Annotated in this window: 22 protein-coding genes and 3 pseudogenes; 9 read left to right on the top strand and 16 right to left on the bottom strand. The window is 73.7% G+C overall.

The window, feature by feature from the left end; all coding sequences use genetic code 11:
* Positions 1 to 64 precede the first annotated feature (64 nt).
* Complete coding sequence (locus PUR61_RS26135) at positions 65 to 1,486, top strand: geranylgeranyl reductase family protein (protein ID WP_329881850.1); 1,422 nt, start codon at positions 65 to 67, stop codon at positions 1,484 to 1,486.
* 383 nt (positions 1,487 to 1,869) lie between these two features.
* Positions 1,870 to 2,358 carry a hypothetical protein gene (locus PUR61_RS26140; RefSeq protein WP_329881851.1) on the top strand — a complete coding sequence of 163 codons (489 nt, stop codon included), beginning with the start codon at positions 1,870 to 1,872 and terminating at the stop codon, positions 2,356 to 2,358.
* Positions 2,359 to 2,762: 404 nt separating this feature from the next.
* On the opposite strand, the gene PUR61_RS26145 is transcribed toward PUR61_RS26140, so the two are convergent.
* Both PUR61_RS26145 and PUR61_RS26150 read right to left on the bottom strand, forming a co-directional pair.
* A complete protein-coding gene (locus PUR61_RS26145) occupies positions 2,763 to 3,338 on the bottom strand; it encodes an RICIN domain-containing protein (protein ID WP_329881852.1) in 576 nt (191 codons plus the stop codon).
* A 651-nt stretch (positions 3,339 to 3,989) separates the two neighbouring features.
* On the bottom strand, positions 3,990 to 4,691 hold the full coding sequence (locus PUR61_RS26150; RefSeq protein ID WP_329881872.1) for a recombinase family protein: 702 nt from the start codon (positions 4,689 to 4,691) through the stop codon (positions 3,990 to 3,992).
* A 63-nt stretch (positions 4,692 to 4,754) separates the two neighbouring features.
* Between PUR61_RS26150 and PUR61_RS26155 the strand changes: the two genes are divergently transcribed.
* Positions 4,755 to 4,931 carry a TNT domain-containing protein gene (locus PUR61_RS26155; protein ID WP_329881853.1) on the top strand — a complete coding sequence of 59 codons (177 nt, stop codon included), beginning with the start codon at positions 4,755 to 4,757 and terminating at the stop codon, positions 4,929 to 4,931.
* A gap of 112 nt (positions 4,932 to 5,043) precedes the next feature.
* Here PUR61_RS26155 and PUR61_RS26160 read toward each other — a convergent pair whose 3' ends face one another.
* Positions 5,044 to 5,574 carry a GNAT family N-acetyltransferase gene (locus tag PUR61_RS26160; protein ID WP_329881854.1) on the bottom strand — a complete coding sequence of 177 codons (531 nt, stop codon included), beginning with the start codon at positions 5,572 to 5,574 and terminating at the stop codon, positions 5,044 to 5,046.
* Between the two features lie 462 nt (positions 5,575 to 6,036).
* Here PUR61_RS26160 and PUR61_RS26165 point away from each other — a divergent pair, with 462 nt between their 5' ends.
* The 4 genes and pseudogenes from PUR61_RS26165 to PUR61_RS26180 form a co-directional block, all read left to right on the top strand.
* Positions 6,037 to 6,489 (top strand): hypothetical protein, encoded by a 453-nt coding sequence (locus PUR61_RS26165; protein WP_329881855.1) that lies wholly within the window; start codon positions 6,037 to 6,039, stop codon positions 6,487 to 6,489.
* 67 nt (positions 6,490 to 6,556) lie between these two features.
* Positions 6,557 to 7,150: a DUF3040 domain-containing protein gene (locus tag PUR61_RS26170; RefSeq protein WP_329881856.1), complete on the top strand. Its 594-nt coding sequence runs from the start codon at positions 6,557 to 6,559 to the stop codon at positions 7,148 to 7,150.
* Positions 7,150 to 7,518, top strand: a complete 369-nt coding sequence (locus PUR61_RS26175; RefSeq protein ID WP_329881857.1) for a PRC-barrel domain containing protein — start codon at positions 7,150 to 7,152, stop codon at positions 7,516 to 7,518. Before PUR61_RS26170 ends, PUR61_RS26175 begins: the two co-directional genes overlap by 1 nt.
* A gap of 69 nt (positions 7,519 to 7,587) precedes the next feature.
* Positions 7,588 to 8,145: pseudogene (locus tag PUR61_RS26180) on the top strand (type 1 glutamine amidotransferase domain-containing protein); the annotation flags it as partial.
* 220 nt (positions 8,146 to 8,365) lie between these two features.
* Here the strand turns inward: PUR61_RS26180 and PUR61_RS26185 are convergent.
* The 7 genes and pseudogenes from PUR61_RS26185 to PUR61_RS26215 form a co-directional block, all read right to left on the bottom strand.
* Entirely contained in the window at positions 8,366 to 9,217 is an 852-nt protein-coding gene (locus PUR61_RS26185; RefSeq protein ID WP_329881873.1) for an ATP-dependent DNA ligase, read from the bottom strand.
* A gap of 147 nt (positions 9,218 to 9,364) precedes the next feature.
* A pseudogene (gene ligD / locus PUR61_RS26190) lies at positions 9,365 to 10,243 on the bottom strand (non-homologous end-joining DNA ligase); the annotation flags it as partial.
* Between the two features lie 123 nt (positions 10,244 to 10,366).
* Positions 10,367 to 11,029 (bottom strand): TetR/AcrR family transcriptional regulator, encoded by a 663-nt coding sequence (locus tag PUR61_RS26195; protein WP_329881858.1) that lies wholly within the window; start codon positions 11,027 to 11,029, stop codon positions 10,367 to 10,369.
* On the bottom strand, positions 11,026 to 12,198 hold the full coding sequence (locus PUR61_RS26200) for a saccharopine dehydrogenase (RefSeq protein WP_329881859.1): 1,173 nt from the start codon (positions 12,196 to 12,198) through the stop codon (positions 11,026 to 11,028). The genes PUR61_RS26195 and PUR61_RS26200 overlap by 4 nt, the downstream gene beginning before the upstream one ends.
* A 35-nt stretch (positions 12,199 to 12,233) precedes the next feature.
* Positions 12,234 to 12,635: an MmcQ/YjbR family DNA-binding protein gene (locus PUR61_RS26205; RefSeq protein ID WP_329881860.1), complete on the bottom strand. Its 402-nt coding sequence runs from the start codon at positions 12,633 to 12,635 to the stop codon at positions 12,234 to 12,236.
* A gap of 5 nt (positions 12,636 to 12,640) precedes the next feature.
* The gene (locus PUR61_RS26210) at positions 12,641 to 13,111 is read right to left on the bottom strand and encodes a VOC family protein (RefSeq protein WP_329881861.1); all 471 of its coding nucleotides are present in this window, start codon (positions 13,109 to 13,111) and stop codon (positions 12,641 to 12,643) included.
* A 61-nt stretch (positions 13,112 to 13,172) separates the two neighbouring features.
* The gene (locus PUR61_RS26215) at positions 13,173 to 14,087 is read right to left on the bottom strand and encodes a helix-turn-helix domain-containing protein (protein ID WP_329881862.1); all 915 of its coding nucleotides are present in this window, start codon (positions 14,085 to 14,087) and stop codon (positions 13,173 to 13,175) included.
* 149 nt (positions 14,088 to 14,236) lie between these two features.
* Here PUR61_RS26215 and PUR61_RS26220 point away from each other — a divergent pair, with 149 nt between their 5' ends.
* A complete protein-coding gene (locus PUR61_RS26220; protein WP_329881863.1) occupies positions 14,237 to 14,671 on the top strand; it encodes a CBS domain-containing protein in 435 nt (144 codons plus the stop codon).
* A 78-nt stretch (positions 14,672 to 14,749) separates the two neighbouring features.
* Here the strand turns inward: PUR61_RS26220 and PUR61_RS45520 are convergent, their stop codons facing one another.
* The 4 genes and pseudogenes from PUR61_RS45520 to PUR61_RS26235 all read right to left on the bottom strand — a co-directional run bounded on the left by PUR61_RS45520 (position 14,750) and on the right by PUR61_RS26235 (position 20,556).
* Positions 14,750 to 15,211 carry an NPCBM/NEW2 domain-containing protein gene (locus tag PUR61_RS45520; RefSeq protein WP_443035236.1) on the bottom strand — a complete coding sequence of 154 codons (462 nt, stop codon included), beginning with the start codon at positions 15,209 to 15,211 and terminating at the stop codon, positions 14,750 to 14,752.
* Positions 15,203 to 16,876: pseudogene (locus PUR61_RS26225) on the bottom strand (NPCBM/NEW2 domain-containing protein); the annotation flags it as partial. The pseudogene PUR61_RS26225 and the gene PUR61_RS45520, both read right to left, overlap by 9 nt.
* A gap of 178 nt (positions 16,877 to 17,054) precedes the next feature.
* Complete coding sequence (locus PUR61_RS26230) at positions 17,055 to 19,199, bottom strand: alpha-galactosidase (protein ID WP_329881864.1); 2,145 nt, start codon at positions 19,197 to 19,199, stop codon at positions 17,055 to 17,057.
* 547 nt (positions 19,200 to 19,746) lie between these two features.
* Positions 19,747 to 20,556, bottom strand: coding sequence for a DeoR/GlpR family DNA-binding transcription regulator (locus PUR61_RS26235; protein ID WP_329881865.1), 810 nt, complete (start codon positions 20,554 to 20,556; stop codon positions 19,747 to 19,749).
* A gap of 177 nt (positions 20,557 to 20,733) precedes the next feature.
* Between PUR61_RS26235 and PUR61_RS26240 the strand changes: the two genes are divergently transcribed.
* Entirely contained in the window at positions 20,734 to 21,318 is a 585-nt protein-coding gene (locus PUR61_RS26240) for a pyridoxamine 5'-phosphate oxidase family protein (protein ID WP_329881866.1), read from the top strand.
* Between the two features lie 52 nt (positions 21,319 to 21,370).
* On the opposite strand, the gene PUR61_RS26245 is transcribed toward PUR61_RS26240, so the two are convergent.
* Together PUR61_RS26245 and PUR61_RS45525 are read right to left on the bottom strand one after the other, a co-directional pair.
* Positions 21,371 to 22,006, bottom strand: coding sequence for a DinB family protein (locus PUR61_RS26245; protein WP_329881867.1), 636 nt, complete (start codon positions 22,004 to 22,006; stop codon positions 21,371 to 21,373).
* 289 nt (positions 22,007 to 22,295) lie between these two features.
* Entirely contained in the window at positions 22,296 to 22,379 is an 84-nt protein-coding gene (locus tag PUR61_RS45525; protein ID WP_443035189.1) for a hypothetical protein, read from the bottom strand.
* Positions 22,380 to 22,430 lie beyond the last annotated feature (51 nt).

Here is a 22,430-nt window from a genome sequence, read left to right on the forward strand (position 1 = left end):
CATATCGTCTGAGACCGCCGAGTCCGCCGCCGAACCGACCGACCGACACCCGTGGGAGCGCCGAATGCCCGGCCCAGCACAGCAGCCGTCCACCGACCCCGCCCGCCCGGGCACCGGCCGCCCGGGCACCGCCCCGGCGACGGCCGGTCCCGACGCGGCCGGTCCCGACCGGGACCGGGACACAGCGGAGGGTGCCGGCCCCGACGGTCCGGACGTCGACAGCGCCGACGTGATCGTCGTCGGCGCGGGTCCGGCCGGTTCCACCGCCGCCTACCACCTGGCCCGCACCGGGCTGGACGTGCTGCTGCTGGAGAAGTCGTCGTTCCCCCGCGAGAAGGTCTGCGGCGACGGCCTGACCCCGCGTGCGGTACGGCAGTTGGTCGATCTGGGCATCGACGTCTCCGAGTCGGCCGGCTGGTTGCACAACCGCGGCCTGCGGCTGGTCGCCGGCGGGCGCCGGCTGGAGCTGGACTGGCCCGAGCTGTCCGCCTTCCCCGGCTTCGGGCTGGTCCGGCGCCGCGCGGACTTCGACGAGCTGCTCGCCCGCCGCGCGTCCTCGGCCGGTGCCCGGCTGGTCGAACGCGCCAACGTGTCGGGCCCGATGATCGACGAGCGGTCCGGCCGGATCACCGGTGTCACCGCCCGGCTGGGCGAGGAACGCCGCCCGGTCGTCTACCGCGCGCCGCTGGTGGTCGCGGCCGACGGCAACTCCACCCGGCTCTCGCTCGCGATGAAGCGCTACCGCCGGACCGACCGTGCGATGGGCGTCGCGTACCGGACCTACTTCACCACCCCGCGCCACGAGGACCGCTACCTGGAGGCGTGGCTCGACCTGCGCGACCCCGGCGACCCTGCACGGCGCCTGCTGCCCGGCTACGGCTGGGTGTTCGGGATGGGCGACGGGACCGCCAACGTCGGCCTGGGGGTGCTCGACACCGGCGCCGTGGCCGGTGAGGTGGACTGGCGCGAGCTGCTCCGCCGCTGGTGCGCCGACCTGCCGCCCGAGTACGGCTACACCCCCGAGGGGGTCACCGAGCCCGTCCGCGGTTCCGCCCTCCCGATGGGGCTCAACCGCCAGCCCCACTACGCCGACGGACTCCTGCTGGTCGGCGACGCGGGCGGAACGGTCAGCCCGGCCACCGGCGAGGGGATCGCCTACGCGATGGAGTCCGGCCGCTTCGCCGCCGAGACGGTCGTCCAGGCGCTGGCGCGGCGCACCGACCGGGGGCGCGAACTCGCCCTGCGCGCCTATCCGCAGGCGCTGCGCGCCGCCTATGACGGCTACTTCGCGCTCGGCAGGCTCGTCGCCGAGGCCCTGGGCCGCCCCCGGCTGCTCGGCGCGGCCGGGGCCGCCGGACTCGGCAACCCGGCCGTGCTGAAGGTGGCGTTCCGTCTGATGGTCAACCTGACCGAGCCCAACTCCCGCGACGCGCTGGACCGGCTGCTCCATCTGCTCGGTCGGCTGGCGCCGAGCAGCCGGGGCTGACCGCCAGGTCCCGCCGCGAGGACTCGCGCCGCCGGTCCGCTCCGGCCGCCGCGCGGCGGAGACCGCGACGGGAGGGGGCGTGACCCTCCAGTCTGCGCGCCCCCGGTGGCCGGCGTGCGCAGGTTGGCCGAATCCGGGGGAATCGACGGCACTGCGGGCCCGGTGTGTTGACGCGGGGTCAGGTGATCCGCTTGCCTGGGTCGCGGCCCGGACACGGAGGGTGACTGATCGCCCGGTGTCCGGGAGGATCCGGCCGGTCGCGCCCTGCGGCCTGCCACCGTCCGTCACCGGCCGGTCCCGGCCGGCGCCGAACGGCCGCCGGCCATCGGCCACCGGACCACCGGACCACCGACCCACCCGGCGGCTTTCACGACGGAGACCTCGTGCGCCTTCGCCTGTTCGCCGCACCGCTCGCCGCGGTCGTGGCCCCGCTAGTCCCGAGCATCCCGGCGGCCGCCGATTCGGCCCCCGACGTGCTCGCCGCCCGGGCGGCCGCGACGACTCCCTCGAACGAGTGCTCGGAGGCCGACCGCCACGGGGACCCCCGGCTCGGTCCCGCCGACCTCCCGACCAGGGGCCCGGTCGGCCGCGAGCTGATCGGCGACAAGCGCACCGGAAATGAGGCGGCGTGGTTGGAGGCGCGGGCGGCGGCTGGCGAGTTGAACACGGTGCCGGCCGGGTTGGGGCTGCACGGTGATGATCAGGTGCGGGCTCAGGCGGGGTGGTCGGACGACGGGCGTGGGGTCGTGTACCTGAGGGGCACGCTGTCGGGGGCGAGGAAGCTGCGCAGTGCGCTCTACCGGATGACGGAGCGGCAGGTGTCGGGCCGTGCGGTGTGTGACAGCCCTGAGGGGCGCTCTGTCGATGACTGAGCGCTGAGGCGGGTCGTGCGCCGTCGGGCGTCCTGGTGTCCGGCCGGGACCGGCCGTCAGGCCGCATGCCCGGCCGGGGCGCCGGGGGCGACCGGCGGCGCTGTGCGCCGCCCTTGAGTGAGTGAAGAAAGTATTCGACAACAACAAGTCGGTCGGCGGTACGAAGGCAGGCTGGGGTGCGACCCGGCAGCTTCGGACCGTGATTCGAGCCGAAGGGTGCCCATGGCGCGGAGTACACGCCTTGCCACCGACATGACGGTCCGCCTGACGTGCAGGCGCACGACTGAGGCCTGCACCAGCCAGTGCAGGCCTCAGCGCTACGATGAGTGCGACTGGATCCACCTCGGTGCGAGCACCGCAGCAGCCCTCGTCATCTAGGTCCGCGCGCGATCAACCAGGCGGGTTCAGTACACCACCCACCACTGGTCCTTGGCTGCCTCGAAGGTGTTGACGCAATCGTACTGGAAGGCAGCGTTGCCGAGGCCCATACCCTGCACGACCAGGCACTTCCCGTTGCTGTTCGCGTTCTCGAACTGATACCGGCCGGCGCTGTCCCTGTAGGTGTACCAGAGCTGGTCGTTGAACCGGCTGTCGCAGCCGTACTGGAAGGCTCCGCTGCCGTTGCTCTGACCCTGCACGACCAGGCACAGGTTGGTGCCGACCTTGCCGATCTGGGCCTTCGTTTGGGTGACCCAGCGGACGGTCCACTTCTGGTCGTCAAAGTCGTCGCAGGTGTACTGGAAGGCACCGTTGCCGTAGGTACTCCCCTGCACGACCAGACACTTTCCGCTGTTCGCGTTCTGGTAGTGCTGCCCGGCGACCGTGAGCCCGGCGAGCTGAGCACTGCTGCTCTGGGCGGTGACCTGCGTCCGCGTGGCCGTGGTCTCGGCCGAGGCCGGGTTGGCCGCTCCGACCAGGGTGGCGGAGACGAGAGTCGCCCCCAGAGTGGCGGCGCCCCCTGCCCGAATTACCTTCTTCATGACCTGAAGCATTGACCCCTCCACTTACTTACAGGTTTTCCGACGTGGCACGTATCGAGTGCCACCCTGAACTCTATGCGACGACCGCCCGAAGGGGTAGATACCGCAAGGAATTTTAAATGCATGGTTCGTGCCGATATGAATTGATTGATGAAATCAGGCGCCAATCACCCCGAAATGAAGTACACGTACACAAATGGCCCGACGGGAGTCGTTTAATCGTAGAGTCATTGGACTTACGGTGACCAAGTCACCCTAAGGGGCATTTCTCCGACATGGGTGGGATGTTCACGGGACCCTCGGGTCGTGCCGTGATCAACATCCGTGGGGGCCGGGAAATTTCAAACCGCCGGCCGGGCATCTGCTGCCCGCCGGGGGTCTGCTTCTGGCGGTACTCGCGGGTGTCACCCCGACCTCCGCCACTGGCGCGGTGCCCGCCGATACCCCGGCCGCCGACGCGTGTCCGCCGTGCCCGATCACCGAGACGGGGGACGGCGATACCAAGACGCGGATCGGTCTGAGCATCCTCCAGGGCGGTGGCCGGGGGCGATCGCCCCGGATACAGCCTCGCTATGCGTGCGTCGGCTACCGGCTACCGGACAACGGGGCGGTGGGTGATCGTGAGCGGTGTGGCGTCGGCCTGGGTTCTGGTCACGCGCCGGGAGGTGAGCGGTGGGGTGTTCTCCGGGACGTGGAGGGCAGCACGCTCGTCGGGATGGGGCATGCGGGCGCAGTGTGCCGGTGACTTCTTCCATGGGCAGGAGTGCGGTGTAGCGGGCGCGGGTGCCGCTGCTCTCGTGGGTGTAGAGGCGCTGGACGAGGTAGGCGGCTTCGCCTTCTTCGGCCTGGAGGGCGGCGGCGCTGGCTTCCGGTCGGACGCGGTAGGCCATGGGGTCTCTTATCAGTCAAGAGATCAAGAGATCCACTGATGTCGATGATTGGAATTCCGTAACGTTCAACGACGTCGATACAGTCTTCTAGGCGGCGCGGGTCGCGTGTCAGGCGATCAAGGTCAACAACTATCAACCCGTCAAGCCGTTCGCCATTGGGTGCTCGGCGGGCTCTGAGATTTTCCAGAGCGTTGTCCAGGACGGGTCGAATTACGCGATGGATGTAAGTCCCGTCGGGCAGTTTCACTCGGCGCCGCTTCCATGCGGAGGTGTCCGGCTCTCGATAAGTCCAGACGTACTTTCCACCACGCCTCTCGACGTACTCTCGATCGTCTCTTTCGTGTTCGTCGGTGCTCTTGATGTCCCTCCCCGTAAGGTACGGGATCTTGCCCGGCTCTTCGGAGCCTGGGAGCTCCCCTTCTACCTCTTCGGTTGAAAGTCGGGTGAGACCGGCCCAGTTCATGCCGTTGAACTGGCCTTGCTTCACTCGGCCGATCAGCTCCTTGTCCACAAGCAGAAACTACATTTGGAGGACCACTGTGTCCTGAAGCCGTTCAAGGTGCACGCCGGCCCGATCGCGCCCTGGTTCGGCCAGCCCGGCTACGGCTTCCGGTACCAGCTCGACGCCGCGCTGGTGCCGAACGGCCCGTCCAGGCCGAACGTGCTCTGGCTCGTCGACAACGGGTACCTGGCCCGCATCTGATCCCTGCTCCGGCCCTGCCCGGCCCGAGCCCGTCACCCCGGCTCCGGCCGGGCCGGAGCCGGTGGGTCCGCGGGCTCCCGTCCGGCCCCGGCGGCCACCGGACGGGAGCCGGTCACCAGACGTCGCCGTCGCGCCAGTCGCAGGCCAACCGCCCGCCGAGGTCCGGCGGAGCCGCCCCCGGCAGCACGAACACCGCGCCCTCCTCCTCCGGGGTCGGTACCGGGCCCCGCGGAGCGAGCACGGCGAGCGGACCTCGCCACGGCAGCCACCCGCGCGCGGCGTAGAACCGCGCCGCGTCGTCCGCCGCGCAGAGCGCCCCCAGCTCGTACCCGCCTCGGATCACCTCCTCCAACGCCGTCATCAGTGCCGCGCCGTGGCCGCGCCCGCGCCGGTCGGCCCGGACCACGACGTTCTCCACGTAGCCGGTGCGCAGCGCGCGCCCGCCGTGCAGCATCCGGCGCTGGACCACGGACGCGTGGCCGACCAGCAGGCCGCCCTCCCGGACGAGCGCGTGCAGGCCGCCGAGTCCGTGCTCCCAGTCCTCCTCGGCGAGGTCGTCGAACTCCTCGGACAGCAGGCCCCGGACCGCCTCCCGGGCCGTGCGGTCCAACCGGGCGGTGTGGACGGTGACGAGGTCGCGCATGCCCCGATCGTGGCACGCCCGCGCGCCGCGTCGCGCCGTCGTCCCCGGCCGACCCGGACCTCGCCTTCCGGCACCCGCTCCGCACCACCGACGCGCCGTCGGCCGGAGGAGCGGGGACGCCGCCGCCTTCGCCGCTGTCGACCGGGCCGGCGAGGGCTGCTCGGCAACACCGCCCGCGCTGCCTCGCCACCGACCCGCGCGCTCCGCCCGCCCGACCGCCCGGCCGCTCGCCCGTCGGACTGCCCGTCCCCGTGGCCGCGATCACTCCGGGTGAGCGCACGGGCGCGCTGCGCGCCGCGGCGGAGGCCGGCCCCGTGCTCCCGTCCCGGTCCAACTGGCGGCGCCACCGCTCCGGTCCCGCCCCGAGCTGCGCGGACGCCGTCGCGCCGGGCGGAGGCAGGGGGTGCGGGCCTAGTCTGGAAGGGCGCGCCGGTACGCGGTGCGGAACGGGATCGGTGAGCCATGACGGTCATCTCGGCGGCACTCTTCGGGACCGACTGGCGCGGTGCGTCGCCCGGCTCCGCCGAACTGTTGCGCGAGTGCGCCGCGCGGGGCTGGACGGTGGTCCTCACCGCCCCCGGACCGGTCGGCGCACCGGTACTCACGGTGACCGCGCCGGGGTCCGATCCGCTCGGAGCCGGGCTCGGTCTGGTGGGCGGCATGCCGTCCCACGCGGTGTTCGTCGCCGGAAGCGTTCCCGAAGTGCGGTCGGCGCGCCGGGCCGGAGTGCCCTGTGTCGCCGTACGGGGCGGCGGCGCGACCGCCCCGGAGCTGCGGGCGGCGGGCGCGGCCGAGGTGCACCGCGACGCCGTCGCCCTGTTGCGCGTGCTGGACGACAGCCTGCTCGCCCGGCCCCGGGCGTTCGGCGCCGGCCGTCTCCCGGTCGCCGTCGCGCCCGGGGGCCGGAGCGGTTAGCACATACCGGACCGGGCATCCGCCCGGAGGAGTGGACACCGTCACCGGAAGCCCGGAGGTGACCGAGATGGACGGACCCGCGTTGAGCGGACGGGAGCGACGTCTCCTTGAGGAGATCGAGGACGACCTGCGCCAGGACAGCCGCCTCGACCGGCGGCTGAGCACGATGGGCGCCAAACGTCCGAGCCGCGGCCGGCGTGCGGTACGCGGCCTCGCCCGCCGGGTACCGACCGGGGTGGCGATGACGGGGCTGGTGATGTCCGCGGTGTGCCTCAGCATCGCGGTGCGGAAGCCCACGGCGGCCGTGCTGATCGGTGTGGCGGTGCTGTGGGCGGGCAGTGTCGCCCTCGCGGCCGGCATCGCGGCGCTGCTGCACCACCAGCACCGGCACCAGCAGGGCGGTGCGGACGACCTGGGCGACTCGGCCCGCCGGCCGGACCTGCGCGGTCCGGACCTGGGCGGCCGGGATCCCGGTGGGCGGTATCCCGCCGGCGGCCCGGACTTCGCCAAGGGGGCCGGTGGACCCGACGACCGCGGCGGCTCCCGCCGCCGCCGAGAACGCCGCGACCGCCGTGACCGGCGCCCGCACGGTGACCGCCGCCAGGATCGCGAGCACCGGCAGCACCGCGAACGGCGGCCCTGGGACGACCCGGAGGCGTGATGACGACCGACCTGTGGGAGTACCGTCCGGGCTCCCACCACAGCACCGACCTGACGCTGGTCGGCTACGAGGTCGAGGCGACCGACGGTCCGCTCGGCCGGGTCGAGCAGGATGCCGGGGACCATCTGCTGGTGGACACCCGGCCGTGGGTGCCGGGCGCCCCCGTGCTGGTCCCGGTCGGACTCGTGGCCCGGATCGACCACCTGGAGCTGGTGGTCCACCTCGACTGCCCACGCGCCCGGATCCGCTCCGCCCCGCCGCCCGCCGCGGTCGACCACACCGGAGGCGGCCTGACCGCGCACGGCCGGGCGGCCCTGGCCGACCACTACGTGCAGGACGAACGCCGGACCGGTACTCCCGGGCCCTGACGGAAACGGCCCGTACGGGGCCGCCGGGCCCCTTCCGGGACCGGAGCTGACGAGAGCGGGGTGGGACGGATGACCTTCGTCGTCCTCACCGGGCGGACGGTCGCGTTCCTGGTCGCGCCCGAGGGTGTCGAACAGGTGGAACTGACCTCTCCCTGGCAGGCGGTCGCCGAGGCCGGCGGCACGCCCCGGCTGCTCTCCACCCGTCCCGGGCGCGTCCAGGCCCTCCGGGGGCTGGAGCGGGCGGACACCTTCCCTGTCGACGACGTGGTCGGCGAGGCGGACCCGGCAGACTACGACGCACTGGTGCTGCCCGGCGGCGTCGCCGGCCCCGACCGGCTGCGGCTGGACCGGGCCGCCGTCGGATTCGTCCGCGACCTGTGCGCCGAGGGTCGGCCGGTCGCGGTGATCTGCCACGGCGCGTGGACACTGATCGAGGCGGACGCGGTGCGCGGACGCACGCTCACGTCCTGGCCCGGCATCCGCACCGACCTGGTCAACGCGGGTGCCCACTGGGTCGACGAACCGGTCCATGTCTGCCGCGACGGCCCCGGCGTGCTGGTCTCCGGCCGGAAACCGGCCGACCTGCCGGCCTTCGAGGAGGTGCTGGTGACGGAGTTCGCGCACGCGCCCGCCGGCAAGGGCCCGCCCCCGCCGTGGCCCACCGCCCACACGCCCGAACCCTCGCGCCACACCGCCGCCGGGCACCCGGCCACGGGGGAACGGCCCGCCGCGGAACGCCCGGTCACGGACGGCCCGGTCACGGAACTGCCCGCCACGGAACGGCCCGCCGCGGAACGCCCCGCCCCGCCCACGCCGGAGTAGTCACGGGCCGTTCGGCGGGCCCGGATCAGTCCCCGCGCAACCGCACGAAGGTCGCGGTCGCCGTCCGCCCGGTGACCGTCACCTCGGCCCGCAGCGGAGTGGCCAGCGGCCGGACGGCCCCGTACTGGGGATCGTGCACCGCGGGGCCCAGCAGGCCGGCCGCGGCCTCCGCCACCCGGCGCGACTGGAGCGGCGACAGCGGCGGGGACGACAACAGCACCCGTCCGTCGTCCAGCTCCAGGACCAGCGCGCGCGGCCGGGCCGGTGGTCCGGTCACGGCGCGCACCGTCGCGTCCAGGGTGTCGCCGCGCCGGTACTTGACCCAGACGTGGCCCGCGCCCCGCGCCCGGTAGCTCGAACCGGCCGCCTTGCAGACCAGCCCCTCCACCCCCGTGTCGGCCAGCCGCTCCATCCAGGCCAGCGCCTCCGCCCGGTCGGTGGTCGCCAGCACCGGCTGGACCGGCGGCGGCACGTCGGCCAGGGCGGCCAGCAGCAGCCGCCGCCGGTCGGTCAGCGGCAGCCGCCGGACGTCCCGGCCGGGCAGGGCCAGCAGGTCGAAGGCGACCAATCCGAGCGCCACGTCCTCCGAGGCCCGCGCCTGCCGGGTCCGCAGCAGTTCCTCGAAGGCGAACCGGCCGCCGCGCCAGGCGACCAGCTCCCCGTCCAGCACCAGTCCGGCGGGCAGCCGGGCGACGGCGGCGGCGATCGACGGGAAGTCGGCCGCGAGGTCCCGGCCCGAACGCGTCTGCAGGTACGGCGCGCGCTCCCCGCGGGCGAACGCCACGCAGCGGAAGCCGTCCAGCTTCAGTTCGTACAGCACGCCCGAACCGCCCAGCCCGTCCGCCGCCGGGACGGCCGGGACGGCGGCCGGGCGCATGACCTCCACCGGGGGCTCCAGGACGGCGGGGTCCGCCACGGCGGGCCGGCGCACCGTCCGGGCCGAAGCGGAAGCGGCGGCCGCGGGTGCGGTGGTGGAAGCGGTGGTGGAAGCGGGGCCGGTCGGTCCCGGGGCGGCGGTGGCGCGCGGCAGCGGGCGGGCCCGCTCCGGGTCGAGGAGCGGTGCATACAGGTCCCCGAGCCGGGCCAGCCGCTCCGGCACCTCGGCGATCGTGAACACCAGCGCCTCCGCCGACCGGGCCCGTCCCAGCTCCTCCCAGGTCAGCGGCGTCGACACCGTCGGCCGGTCCTGCGCCCGGACGGTGTACGGAGCGGCGGTGGTCTTCCGGGCGGCGTTCTGCGACCAGTCGACCAGCACCCGGTTGGTGCGCCGGGCCTTCGCCATGGTGTGCACGACCAGGTCCGGGTGGGCCGCCTCCAGCTCGGCCGCCAGCGCCTTGGCGTACCCGGAGACCTGCTGACTGGGCGTCGGCTCCAGCGGCACCAGCAGGTGCAGTCCCTTGCCGCCGGAGGTCTTCACCCACGCCTCCAGCCCGTCCTCCGCGAGGCGGTCGCGCAGCAGCCCGGCCACCGTCCGGCAGGTGAGGACGGTGGCTCCGGCGCCCGGGTCGAGGTCCAGCACCAACCGGTCGGCCCTCCCGGGCTCTGCCGCGTGCCACTGAGGGACGTGCAGTTCCAGGCAGCCCAGGTTCGCCGCCCAGAGCAGCGCGGCCCCGTCGTCCAGCACCACCTGACGGAGGTCCCCGCCGCTGCTCGGCACCTCGACGGTGCGCACCCAGCGGGGCGTCCCGGCGGGCGGGTTCTTGGCGATGAACACCTCGCCCGCCACGCCGTCCGGGCAGCGCAGGAACGACACCGGCCGGTCGCGCAGGTGCGGCAGCAGTGCGGTGTGGACGGCCGCGTAGTAGCGCAGCACCTCGCCCTTGAGGGTGCCGGTCCGCGGGAAGTAGACCTTGTCCAGGTGCGAGAGCGCGAGCGTGCGCCCGTCCACCAGCATCTGCGGCATCGCCGCCTCCGAGCCTGCACCGGTCGTCAGGCCCGGGCGGGCACGGCGTCCCGGCCGGGCCCCCTGCGGCCAGTCTGCCCGTACTCCCGATCCGGCGCGACCCTGCCCGGGGGAGCCGCCGACTCAGGGGCCGAGCAGCGCCAGCGCGGCCCGGAGCAGTTCCCCGTCGGAGGCAGGCTCCCGGTCGCCCGCCACCCCGGAGCGGAACAGGGCGGCTCCCTCCACCAGCATGACGAAGACCGCCGCGCGGGCCCGGCGCACCTGTTCCGGCAGCTCCGGCCGGGTCCGGGCCAGGAACGCCGCCACCTGCTCCCGGTACTCGTCGTAGAACCGCCGGACCGCGCCCGCCACCGCCGTGTCCCGCGCCGCGAGTGCCCACACCTCGGCGAACAGGCGCACCAGCCGGGCGTCCTCCTGCTCCGCCAGCAACGCCGTCACCAGTTCCCCGGCCCGGTCGTCCGTGCCCGGCGCCAGCAGCGGTGCCAGGCGCTCCGCCGAGCGGCCGAGCACCCGCTCCAGTACGGCTGCCACCAGGTCGGCGTGGGTGGGGAAGTAGTACTGCAGGTGCCCGAGCCGGACCCCCGCGGCCGTGGCCACGGCCCGCATCGAGAGTTCCGCCCCGCCCCCGGTGACCAGCACCTCCTCCGCCGCGTCGAGCAGTTCCGTCCGCCGCTGCGCCCCCTTCCGTCCCCGTCCGCCGGTCGCAGTTCCGGGAGACGGGTCCGGGAGGGGGTCGGGAAGCGGGTCGGGGGCGGCTTCGGCGTCGGGGCCGGGTGCGGAGGTCATGCGGCCGCCTTCGTGTCGTGGGCGGACCGGACCTCGACGGTGACGCCGAGGTCGGCCAGGTCGGGGAGGACCCGGGCGGGCCGGGGGGCCTGCTCGGGGAAGGCCACACCGACGGGCGGCGCGGCGCCGTCGGTGCCGAGGACGCGGCGCAGGGCGAGCAGGGCGCCGACGGCGGTGAGGTGGGCCTGTCCGGCGCGGTCCTCGATCACGGCGCTGAGGGTCCGGCCGGCGTGGGAGACGTCGACGCGTACGAGGGCGGTGCCGCCCTCGCCGGGGGAGTGGAGGAGGGCCCGGCGGGCGGGCTCCCACCGGTCGCCCCGGCCCCAGCGGAAGAAGCCGCTGTGCTTGGCTGCCAGCAGGGCGCGGGTGCTGGTCAGGGAGCTGAATCCGATCCGGGTGACGGCGGTCGCGGTGCCCAGGACGAGTGGCAGGGTGAACTGCTCCGGCGTGTCGATGCAGGCCACCCGGGTGGGGTGGGCGCCGACCCGGACGGTCCGGGCGTCGCTGAGCGGGGTGACCGGGCGGCGGCGGCCGTCACGGATCACCTCGTAGTCCAGACCGAGGCGGTCCATGAACTCGACGGAGTCGGCGCCCGCGCGGTCGGCGAGGTCCCAGCGGACGGCGGTCTCGACGCGCTCCGCGCCGCCGAGCCGCTCGGCCAGGGCGGCGGTGACCAGGCTGGTGACCCCGCCCATCCAGGCGGAGGAGAGCAGGACCGGGGCGGTCGGGCGCAGCAGGGCGGCCACGGTGGTGGCCCGCTGGAGCCGGGCCGTCCAGCGGGTGACGTCCACGTACGGGACCGCGCCCAGGACGGCGGCTCGCAGGACCCGGTCGTCGGGGTCGTTGACGACGCCGACGACGGCGCGCACCGCAGCCGTGAACGGCGCGGGGTCGGCGAGGTCCCAGCGGCGGAAGGCCGCGTGCGGGGCGCCGCCGAGCTGCTGGACGAGGGCGGCGGCGCGCTGTTCCGTCCGGCCGGTGAGCAGGACGGGGTGGTCGGCGGCGACCAGGCGGGCCAGCTCCCCGCCGACCGTTCCGTAGCCGCCGACCAGCAGGACGGGGCCGTCGGGGTCGTGGGTGAGGGCGTCGTGGACGCCTGCGGGGCGGGTGCCGGCGTGGTCGGTGCTGCCGGTGGCCGCGGTGGCTTCGGTGGTGTCGGAGGTGGTCATGAGAGAAAAATAGGTCACCCGACCTAAAAGGGGCGTTAGCTCGGCCGGCCGGCCCGGCCCGACACCAGTGCGTGGGCGTCCCCGACCAGGTCCTCGACCCGCTCCCAGTCGAGCGCCGGAAGATCGAGACGGACGCCGATCCAGCCCCGGTGGCCGACGTACGGGGGCCGGAAGAACAGGTCGGGCTCCTCGGCGGTCAGGAACTCCTGGGCACCGGCCGCCGCCGGGCACCAGAACGCGAGGCGGTCGTCGTGGTGGTGGTCGGCGAGCATCACGAACACCCGCGCCCGCCGGCCGGTGCCCGCGAACCAGGTCGGCTCGCCGTGGCTGACCCGCTCGTCGACCTCCGGCAGCGCCCGGCAGATCGCCCGCAGCCGTTCGACGGCGGCCGGGCCGCCGTCGAACGGTGCGTGGCCGGCCGGTGGGTGGTCGGCCACCGGGGTCACCCGGCCGACGGGCGGGGCGCGCCCGGGTAGTTTCCGAAGTGCCAGTGGTTGCCCTCCGGGTCGGCGGCGGCGAAGCCCCGCGACCCGTAGTCGGTGTCGGCGGGCGCTGCGGTGATCCGCGCCCCGGCGGCGACGGCCCGCGCGTGCACGGCGTCCGGGTCGGCCGTCACCACGTACGCGGTGAAGGATCCCGGACCGCCGGGCCAGGGGGCGGAGCCCTCGGGCGTCGGCCGCTCGGAGCCCAGCATCACCCCGCCGCCCTCCGGCCAGGCCAGCTCGGCGTGCGTGACGAAGTCGCCCTCGCCGTAGGCGACGACCTCCTCGAATCCGAACGCCTCCACCAGGTGGCGGATCAGCGCCCGGGCGTCGGCGGCCCGCAGGCTCGGCCAAACCTGGGGGGCCGGTGCGGCCCCGCCGCTCGCGGCCGCGGTGCTCGTGGCCCCGGTGTCGGTGGTCTCGGTGTCCATGGCGGATGCCTCCTCGGGATAGCGGCGGCCGGGACGGGGCGGACGCCCGGCCGGTCGGCCGTCATGCGTCCCACTCTGGCGCCGCCACGACCGGCTCGCCTTGGACGTTTCGGAACTTCACCTCGTCCGAGCCCTCCTCGGCCAGCCAGACGCTCGGCGCGCACCCGGCCAGCGCACGGAACTCGCGGGCCAGATGCGCCTGGTCGAAGTAGCCGCACCGCACGGCCAGCTCCGCCAGCCGGGGCACCGGGCCGGTCGGGACCAGCAGCCGGCGGGCCCGGTCGAACCGGATCACCCGGGCCGCGGCCTTCGGGGTCAGCCCGGTCTCCCGGCGGAACCGGTCCTGGAGGTGCCGCCCGCTCCAGCCGGTCTCGCGGGCGAGGTCCGCGACCGGAAGCGCCCCGCCGCTGCGCCGCAGCACGTGCCAGGCCCGGACGACCTCCGGCGGCACCTGGCCGGACGGGCGCGCGAGCCGGAGCAGCGCGCCGTCCAGCGCCGCGAACCGCTCCGGCCACCCGGCCGCCGCCCGTACGGCGTCCTGGAGCCGTTCGACGGTCCGACCGAGCACGGCCTCGGCCGGCACGTCCAGCCCGGCGAGCTCCCCGGCGGGCAGACCGAACAGGGCGCGCGCCGCCAGCGGGTGTACCGAGAGCTGGATGCCGGACTGGCGGCCGTCGTGCGTGATCAGGGCCGGGGCGGTGTGCAGGCCGCCGACCAGGGTGGTGAAGCTCCCGGGGGGCTGCGCCGGGTCGGGGTGGCCCGCCATGGTGAGCGGCTCGTCCAGCGTGAGGATGAAGGTCAGGTACGGGGACGGCAGGCCCCGGTGCAGGGCGGGCGCCAGTCCGCGCTGGCGGTACCCCGAGTACCAGGCCACGTACGGGCGCAGGGCCGTCGCGGGCCGGGCCCGGACCGCCTCGTCCACCACGTCGCGGGTCGTCGTCGCTCCACCGGACGTACCGGCCGGCTGCTCCGTCACGCTTCCAGTATCGGCCCGTCCGGGCCCCGGCGGTGACCGGCCGGTCACCGGGCCCGCGGGCGGTGGGCTCGCGGGCCCGCGGCGTCGTGCCTATGGTGAACGCACCGGACTGCCCGGTGCTCGGGGGGAGATCCTGAGGAGGAGTCCCCGTGACGACTGCCCGAGACATCATGCACACCGGCGCCCAGTGCATCCGCGCCGACCAGACGCTCGCCGAGGCCGCCATGATGATGCGCGACATGAACGTCGGCGCCCTCCCGATCTGTGGTGACGACCAGAAGCTGAAGGGCATCATCACCGACCGCGACATCGTCCTGCGATGTATCGCCGAAGGGCGGGACCCGGCCGGGATGACGGCCATGGAACTCGCCGGGCACCTGCACTGCGTCAGGGCCGAGGACAGCATGGACGCGGTGCTGAGCAAGATGGAGCAGCACCAGATCCGCCGGATCCCGGTCATCGACGGCGAGCGGCTGGTCGGCATGATCAGCGAGGCCGACCTGGCGATGGGCCACCGCGACGGACAGCGCCTGACCGACCGGCAGATCATCGAGTTCATGGACAGCGTCTACATGAAGCGGTGACGCCGCGGTCCTGCCGCGCCCGGCCACAGGGGAGCCCCCGCGCCGGACGGCGCGGGGGCTCCCGTCGTCGTGCCGGTGTCAGCAGGTGAGCACCGGGGCGGCCCAGTCGGCGTGGTCGCTGTTGGTGCCGTCACCGCCGTCGGTGACGACCAGCCGCAGCTCGTTCGCCCCGGCCAGGTCGGCCGTCAGCCGCTTCGCGGGGGTCGCCGAGGTGACCCGGCCGCTGTCGGCGACCTTGACGTCGTCCTTGTAGATCTCGAACGAGACGGTGCCCCGGCCCTCCGCCTCGGCGTCCACCCCGACCTCGGTGGTGACCGAGGAGCAGGCGCCGCCGAGGTAGTAGACGATCTCGCTGAACGCGTTGACGCCCAGGCCCTTGGCGTACGTCGTGCCGGCGATGGTGATGGTCCGGCCGTCCCGGGCCTGGTTGCCGCCGTTGCTCATGTCCTTCTCGACCGGGCCCCAGCTGTTGCCCGCGGAGGACCAGGCGAGGTCGGAGAGCTGGTGCGTGCCAGCCGCCGGGCCGTTGCCGCAGGCGATCCGCGCACCCGCCCAGTCGGCGTGGTCCCAGCTGGTGCCGTCACCGGCGTCGGTGACCACCAGGCGCAGCTCGTTCGCGCCGGTGAGGTCGGCGGTCAGCCGCTTGGCCCGGTCCTTGCCGGTGAGCGTGCCGCTGTCGGCGACCCTGGTGCCGTCCCGGTAGATCTGGAAGACGACCGAACCGTTGCCGTAGGCCTCGTCGTCGACCCCCACGTCGGTGACGAGGTTCCTGCAGGTGCCGCCCAGGTGGAAGGTGATGTCGCTGCCGGCGTGCACGCCCAGGCCCCTCGGGTAGGCGGTGTCGCGGATGCTGATGGTCTGTCCGTCGCCCCGCTCGTGCTGGCCGTTGCTGCGGTCGCGCTCGACCGGGCCCCACATGTTGGTCACGGAGCCGAACGGCAGGTCACTGAGCTGGGTCATCCCGTTCGGCGGCGAGACCGGCGACCGCGGGGTGACGCGGAACATCGCGGTGCCGTGTCCGGGCACGACGGCGCTGAGGGTGCCGTCGCCGGTGGTGGACTTCTTCGACCACAGGTCCTTGACGGTGTAGGAGGTCGCGCCGCCGATGCCGACGGCCTGCGCGGTGGTGGTGACGGTCGTGTCGTAGGAGCCCTCGTTGGTCAGCGTGACCGAGCGGCTGCCGTCCGCCAGGGGCTTGCTCATGACCACGAGCCCGCCCTCCCGGGAGACCACCGTGCCCTGCCGGCCGAGCGGGTCCTGGTCCACCGCGATCACGTCGGTGTTGGTGAGGATCTCGAACGTCTCCGGCTCGGCGGTGCGCAGGTCGGTACCGATCATCAGCGGGGCGGCCATCTGGGCCCAGAGGCTGAAGTGGGTCCGGTACTCGGTGCCCGTCATGCCGCCGTTGCCGACCTCCAGCATGTCGGGGTCGTTGAACGCGCCGGGTTTGGCGTATCCGGCGAGGCCCTGGTTGGCCTGCGCGATGGAGATCATGCTCTGCCAGGTGTCGCTGATGTCCCCGGTGGTGCGCCAGGAGTTGCCGACCGGCTGCGCCCAGTTCCACGGGCCGGTGCTGCCCCACTCGCAGATGCTGTAGAGGATCGGGCGGCCGGTCTTCTTCAGCGCCTCGCCCATCGCCTTGTAGCGGGTCTGCGCGTTGACGCCCTGGTTGTTGCAGTTGTCGTACTTGAGGTAGTCCACACCCCAGGAGGCCCACAGGTTGGCGTCCTGCTGCTCGTGGCCGAGGCCGCCGGGGAAGCCCTTGACGTCGCAGGTGTGGTCGCCGGCGCTGGAGTAGATGCCGAACTTCAGGCCCTTGGCGTGGACGTAGTCGGCGAGGGACTTGATGCCGTGGGGGAAGCGCACCGGGTCGGGGACGAGGTTGCCGGCGGCGTCGCGGTCGGGCAGTGCCCAGCAGTCGTCGAGGTTGACGTACTGGTACCCGGCCGCCTTGAGGCCCTTGCTGACGAAGATGTCGGCGATGCCCTTGATCATCGCCTCGTTGAACTGCGCGCCGCAGTAGGTGGAGTTCCAGTTGTTGAAGCCCATCTGGGGCGTCAGGTTGAGGCCGTTGTCGAGGGCTGCCGCCGGGGGCGCGGCGGCGAGTTGGAGCCCGGTGGTCAGGGCGGTGCCGCCGGCCAACAGGGCGAGGGCGGTCAGCGCCGTCGCTGCGCGGCGGGCCGGCCTGCGGTTGGGGGATCGCACGAGTCCTCCATGGGGTCGGAACCGAACTGGCTGGTGCACAGGGAAGTTGGTTCGGGGAGGGCGCCGGGCGGCCGGAGGGCCGGGCCCGGCGCCCCTGGTGCGGGGGAGCGGGAACCATGGCTGTGCGGCTGTGCGGGAACGCGGGAGTGCGGGAGTGCGGCTGTGCGGGAGCGGTGGCTCAGGAGAGCAGCGTCCAGGCCTGGCCTGCGGCGGCCGGGTCCGGCGGGCTGATGACGACCGTGGAGGTCGGGGCGGCCTGCGGGGCGTTCAGGGCCAGCCCGGTGGCGACGTTGGTGATGGTCAGCGCGCCCGTCGCGGTGTCCTGGACGACCCGCCACTTCTGGTGCGGGCTGGCGGGGTCGTGCCGGTTGAGGACCCAGACGGCCCAGCCGGGCCCGTTGCCTCCGGTCAGCGTGCCGTGTACCTGGGTGTCGGTGCGGCAGTTGTCGGTGATGTGCACGGTGCCGTCGGGGTTGGGGCTGAACATCCACTGCTCCGAGGTGTGCCAGCTCCACCAGGTGTTGACGCCGACGGTCGAGCCGTCGGGCGAGCTGCAGGTGCCGCGCACCTCCAGGGCCTGGCCGCCGGTGCCCCCCGCGCTGATGCCGTGGTACCGGCCGTCGCCGATGACGGCGGCCGGGACGGTGGTCGGCAGCGCCTTGAGGCGGTACATGGCGACGCCGTGCGGGGCGACCTGGGCGCCGAGCGCGCCGGTCACGGTGCCGGTGGCCCCGGTCCAGAGCTCCTTGGACGTGTAACCCGGGCCGGTCAGGCCGAGTTCGGCGAGGGTGGTGGAGATCGTGCGGGAGCCGGCCGGGTCCTGGTTGACGAGCAGGACGGCCGTGTCGCCGTCCGCGAGGGGGCGCTTGAGGACGAGCGGGGCGGTGCTGCTGGTCGGCGGGGCGCCGACCAGGGTGGCGGGCTTGCCGAGACGGTCCTGGTCGACCGCGATGACGTCGGCGTTCTTGTAGATCGCCAGGGCGGAGTCGGAGATGCCGGTGGACCAGGTGTACCCCTCGTCGGTCCGCACGGAGTCCGCCGCGGTGCGCAGATCGGTGCCGGATATCAAGGGGGAGGCCATCATGGCGAGGATCGCCATCTCGCTGCGCGACTCGGTGTCGGTCATCGGCTTGTGGCAGGTGCAGTGGTCGGTGACCCCGTACAGGCCGTACGGATCCTGCCAACCGGCGAACATCATGTCCATGTCGTTCCAGCTGCCCGGCCGGACGTTGCCGGGGTAGCCGAGCGAGGTCCGCAACTGTCCGTTGTACAGCACGCCTTCGAGGTCGGGGCCGCGGTCGCCGCCGATCCGGCAGAGGCTCGCGACCTGGCCGCACCAGACGCCGGTCGGCGCGTACCCGGGCGCCTCGCGGGCGGGGGTTCCGGCGGCGACCACCACCGGATCGGTACGGGCCGGGTCGTCGCCGGCCAGCAGGTGGGGCACGCCGGTGTGGACGGGCTGGGCGGAGACGCTGAGGGTCACCCGGGGGCTGTTCCGGGCGGCCGAGGCGGCGTCCAGGGCGCGGCGGAAGTCCTGGACCCGGGCGTAGATCGAACGGGTGAGCTCCCTGCCCTGGCCCTGGGTGCCGTAGTTGTGGCCGTCGGGACCCAGGACGGGCGGCCCGTAGGGGCAGTCGTCGTACTTGACGAAGTCGACGCCCCAGGCGACGAAGTCGGCGGCGTCGACGCTCTCGTGCCCCAGGCTGCCGGGACGGCCCTGGCACGTGGTGTACGTGGTCGTGGCGTAGAGACCGAACTTCATGCCCTTGCGGTGGGCGTACCAGGACAGGTACTCGATGCCGTTGACGGTCCGGCCGTCGACGACGCGGGAGGGGAAGCGGTCCGGGTGGGGCACCAGGTGGCCGGTGGTCGGGTCGGACCCGGTGCCGTCGGTGCCGCTGACCGGGTTGCCCGCGGCGTCGTAGAGCTGCATCGCGCCGTAGGAGTTCTTGACCAGGTCGGTGCTCTGGCCGTCGCGGTGGCCCACTGACCAGCCGTCGTCGACGGTGACGGTGTCATAGCCGGCGGCGACCAGGCCGCGGGAGGACATGAAGTCGATGGTCTGGACGACCTCCTCCTGGGTGACGCCGGTGCCGAGGGTGTTCCAGGAGTTCCATCCCATGGGCGGGGTGGGGGCGAGTCCGCCGTCCTGAGCCGTACCCGTCGCCTCCGGAGAGGTCGGGCCGGCCTGTCCGGCGCTCGGGGCGCGGCCGGTGGCGGCCGTCGCCGCGGCGGGACCGAGGGCGGTCGCGGCCAGCCCGGACGCGGCCAGGGTGAGGGCGAGCAGAGTGCGCGGCAGGAGACGCGGCGCGGGTCTGCGCATGGGTGCTCCAAGGTGGGTGGGGGAGCCAGATGGTGCTTTCTGTCTGTTTTTCAAACGGAAAGCAACGCAGCATAGGCATGCCCGTGAGGCGCCCTCAAGAGGTGTGCATGGACCTGTCCATTCGCGACTTGCTTGTCCCATATGGCATGTCACGGCTCGATCTCGACAGCTGCCAGGGCTTGACGGCGAGCACATGCAAGGTGTGATATTTCACATGACGTTTGAATGGGTTGGGTTCTGATGGATTGAGGCGGTCCGTTGTGGCGCGAACCAGCGGTGGGACCGCAGGCCGTTCGGGCTGCCCGGGAGGTCGGGACGGCGCGGCCGGCCTCCGGCCGCCGGGTGTGCGCGGCGTCCCGGCCCGGCCTGCGCCGAGGGCGGTCTCGTGCCACGGGTCGGCGCAGGCCGGGGCGACCGCGTGAAGGGTGTGACGAGGGCGCTCGACGCCGCCGTCCCCGGCGTCCGGGAACGGCGGCGCGGTCTCATCGCCGACGGCGCCGACTCGGTCCGGCGGAACGGCGCCCGGCCGCCGCTGCCGGTCGGGCGGTCATGCCTCCGGCAGCGGTGCGACGACCAGCTCCCCGACGGTCTCCGCGAGCGTGCTGCGGGCCTGGGCGTTGAGTTCCGAGTCCGTGACGAAGACGTCGATCTCGTCGAGCGTGGCGAAGCCGCTGAGCGCGACGACCCCCCACTTCGTGTGGTCGGCCACCACGGCGACCCTCCGGGCGGAGGCGACCAGCGCCCGGTTGGTCTGGGCCTCCGCGAGGTTGGGCGTCGTCAGGCCGGCCTTCTCGGACACCCCGTGGGCCCCCAGGATCAGCAGGTCGACGTGGAGGGACTGGACGGCCAGGTCGGCCAGCGGGCCCACCAGCGCGGCGGACGGCGTCGGCGAACCGCCGGTCAGCAGCAGCGAGGGCGAGCCCGGCTCACCCTTCTCACCGGCCGAGCGGATCAGCTCGGCGACGGGCAGGGAGTTGGTGACCACCGTGAGCCGCGGCACGTGCAGGAGCCTGGCCGCCACCGCGTAGGCGGTGGTCCCCGCCGCGATGGCGATCACGCTCCCCGGCTCGACCAGCGTCGCCGCGGTCTCCGCGACGGCGGCCTTGGCGGCGGACTCCAGACCGGACTTCGCCTCGAAACCCGGCTCGTCGATGGCGGTGCCCGAGGCGGCGACCGCGCCGCCGTGCACCTTCTTCACCACACCCGAACGCTCCAGCGCATCGAGATCGCGGCGCACGGTCATGTCGGAGACGCCCAGCTGATCGACCAGCTCGGCGACGCGCACGGCCCCGCTGCGGCGCACCATCTCGGCGATCAGCGCCTGACGCTGGTGGGCCAGCAGCCCGGTGTCGGCCAAGACCCGACTCCCCTCACCCTGGTAGAACATCGGAAGCGAACAGGCCCCAAAGGATAGTCAACCCGGTGGGGTCGCGGCCGGTCGGGGCGGGAAGCCGCAGGCGGGAGCGCCGCCCCGGAGTGTCCCGGATGGCGAATATCCGATCGGCCCGGTCGGCGCAGTCGCCAGAATGGCCGTATGGGAAAGACATACGAGAAGATCGACGGCCGCCTGCGCGGGTTCATCGAGCGACAGCCCGTGTTCTTCGTCGCCAGCGCTCCGCTGGCGGGCGAGGGGCACGTCAACGTCTCGCCGAAGGGACGGGCGGGGACGCTGGTGGTGATCGACGAACTCACCCTCGCCTATCTGGACTTCGGGGGCTCCACGGCGGAGACGCTCGCCCATGTTCGGGAGAACGGGCGGGTCACGCTGATGTGGTGCGCGTTCGACGGGCCGCCGACGGTCGTCCGGGTGCACGGGAAGGGCGAGGCGGTGTTCCGCGACGACCCGCGGTTCGCGGGGCTGCTGGGCGAGTTCGACCCGGCGGTCGACGGGGCGGGGCTGCGGGCGATCGTGCTGGTGGTGGCGGAGCGGGTCAGCGACTCCTGCGGGTTCGCGGTGCCGCTGATGGACTACCAGGGTGACCGCGACCTGCACACGCAGTACTTCGGGCGGAAGACCGACGAGGAGTTCAACACCTACTGCGAGGGCAAGCCGTACGTCGGCACCAGCCTCGACGGGCTGCCCGCGCTGCCGCTCCCCCTGCCGGCCCGGCCCGCGTGACCACCGGCCCGCGCGACCGGCCCGCGTAACCGGTCCGGGTCGGCGGCTCCGGTCAGGAGAGCGGTTCCGGCCGCGCGTGGGAGCGGTGGAGGTCGCGGAGCAGGGCGATCTCCGCGCCGTGGTGCAGCAGCTCCTGGTTGACCCACCAGACGATGTCGAGGAACGGATCCTCCGGGTCGCTGCCGTACGGGTACGCGCTGTGGCCGACGGTGTCGAGCGCGGCGTCGTCGGTCGCGAGGAGCGTCGCCCGCCAGGCGCCCGCCGCGCTGTCGAAGCCCTTGACCGCGGAGTCGGCGTCGCCGCTCACCGGGTGGTCGTCCCTGGTCAGCGAGCGGGTGCCGGTCGTGTGGTCGGCGCGCAGCGCCAGCATCTCGGTCAGGTGGCTCAGTCGCCAGGCGAGGGTGGTGAAGGGAGGCGGGACGGGGTGCGGGGCCGGTGAGGCGTCGCGGCCCCAGGTGCCGGGGCCGACGAGCAGGGCGGCGCGCTCCCCGGGGCCGTCCGCGTGGCGGCGGACCGACCAGCAGCCGGGGACCGGCTCCCAGAGGTACTCGTCGTCGGTGAGCGGCCCGACCGGGACGTCCGTGCCGTTGCCGCTGTCCATCACCGGTCCGGCCAGCCGGTCGGAGAGGCGGCGGTGCGCGAAGTCGAACTGTTCCAGCAGGGGGACCAGACGTGCGGGCAGGGTCATCCGGACGTTCCTCCGATGGGCGCGCGCGTGCGAGCTGTGCGCCGGGCGCGGGCAGGGGCGCGGCACCGGACCGTCCGGTCCGACTGGCCGAACCCTTCCACAGCGGCGGCCGGGCGGCGACACCTTTTCGGGTCCGTCTCGCGCGTGGTGTGGGTTTTGCGCATCCGTGGGGGTGTGGGGGGGATGCACGACGCCGCTGGACCTGACCGGTGGTGTGGTCGGTGCAGCGGCGTTGTCGTGGGCCGGGTGGGTGGGTTGCCCGGTGGGTGGGGTGTGTGGGGGTGGGGTGTTACTTGGTGAGGCCGGCCTTGACGGAGCAGACGGGCCAGGCGCCGGGGCCCTGGGCGGCGAGGACCTTTTCGCCGATGGCGATCTGCTGGGCCTTGGTGGCCTGGTGGGCCTGGGGGGCGTAGGTGGTGCCGCC

Source organism: Streptomyces sp. BE20, assembly GCF_036322525.1.
Classification (GTDB): Bacteria; Actinomycetota; Actinomycetes; order Streptomycetales; family Streptomycetaceae; genus Kitasatospora.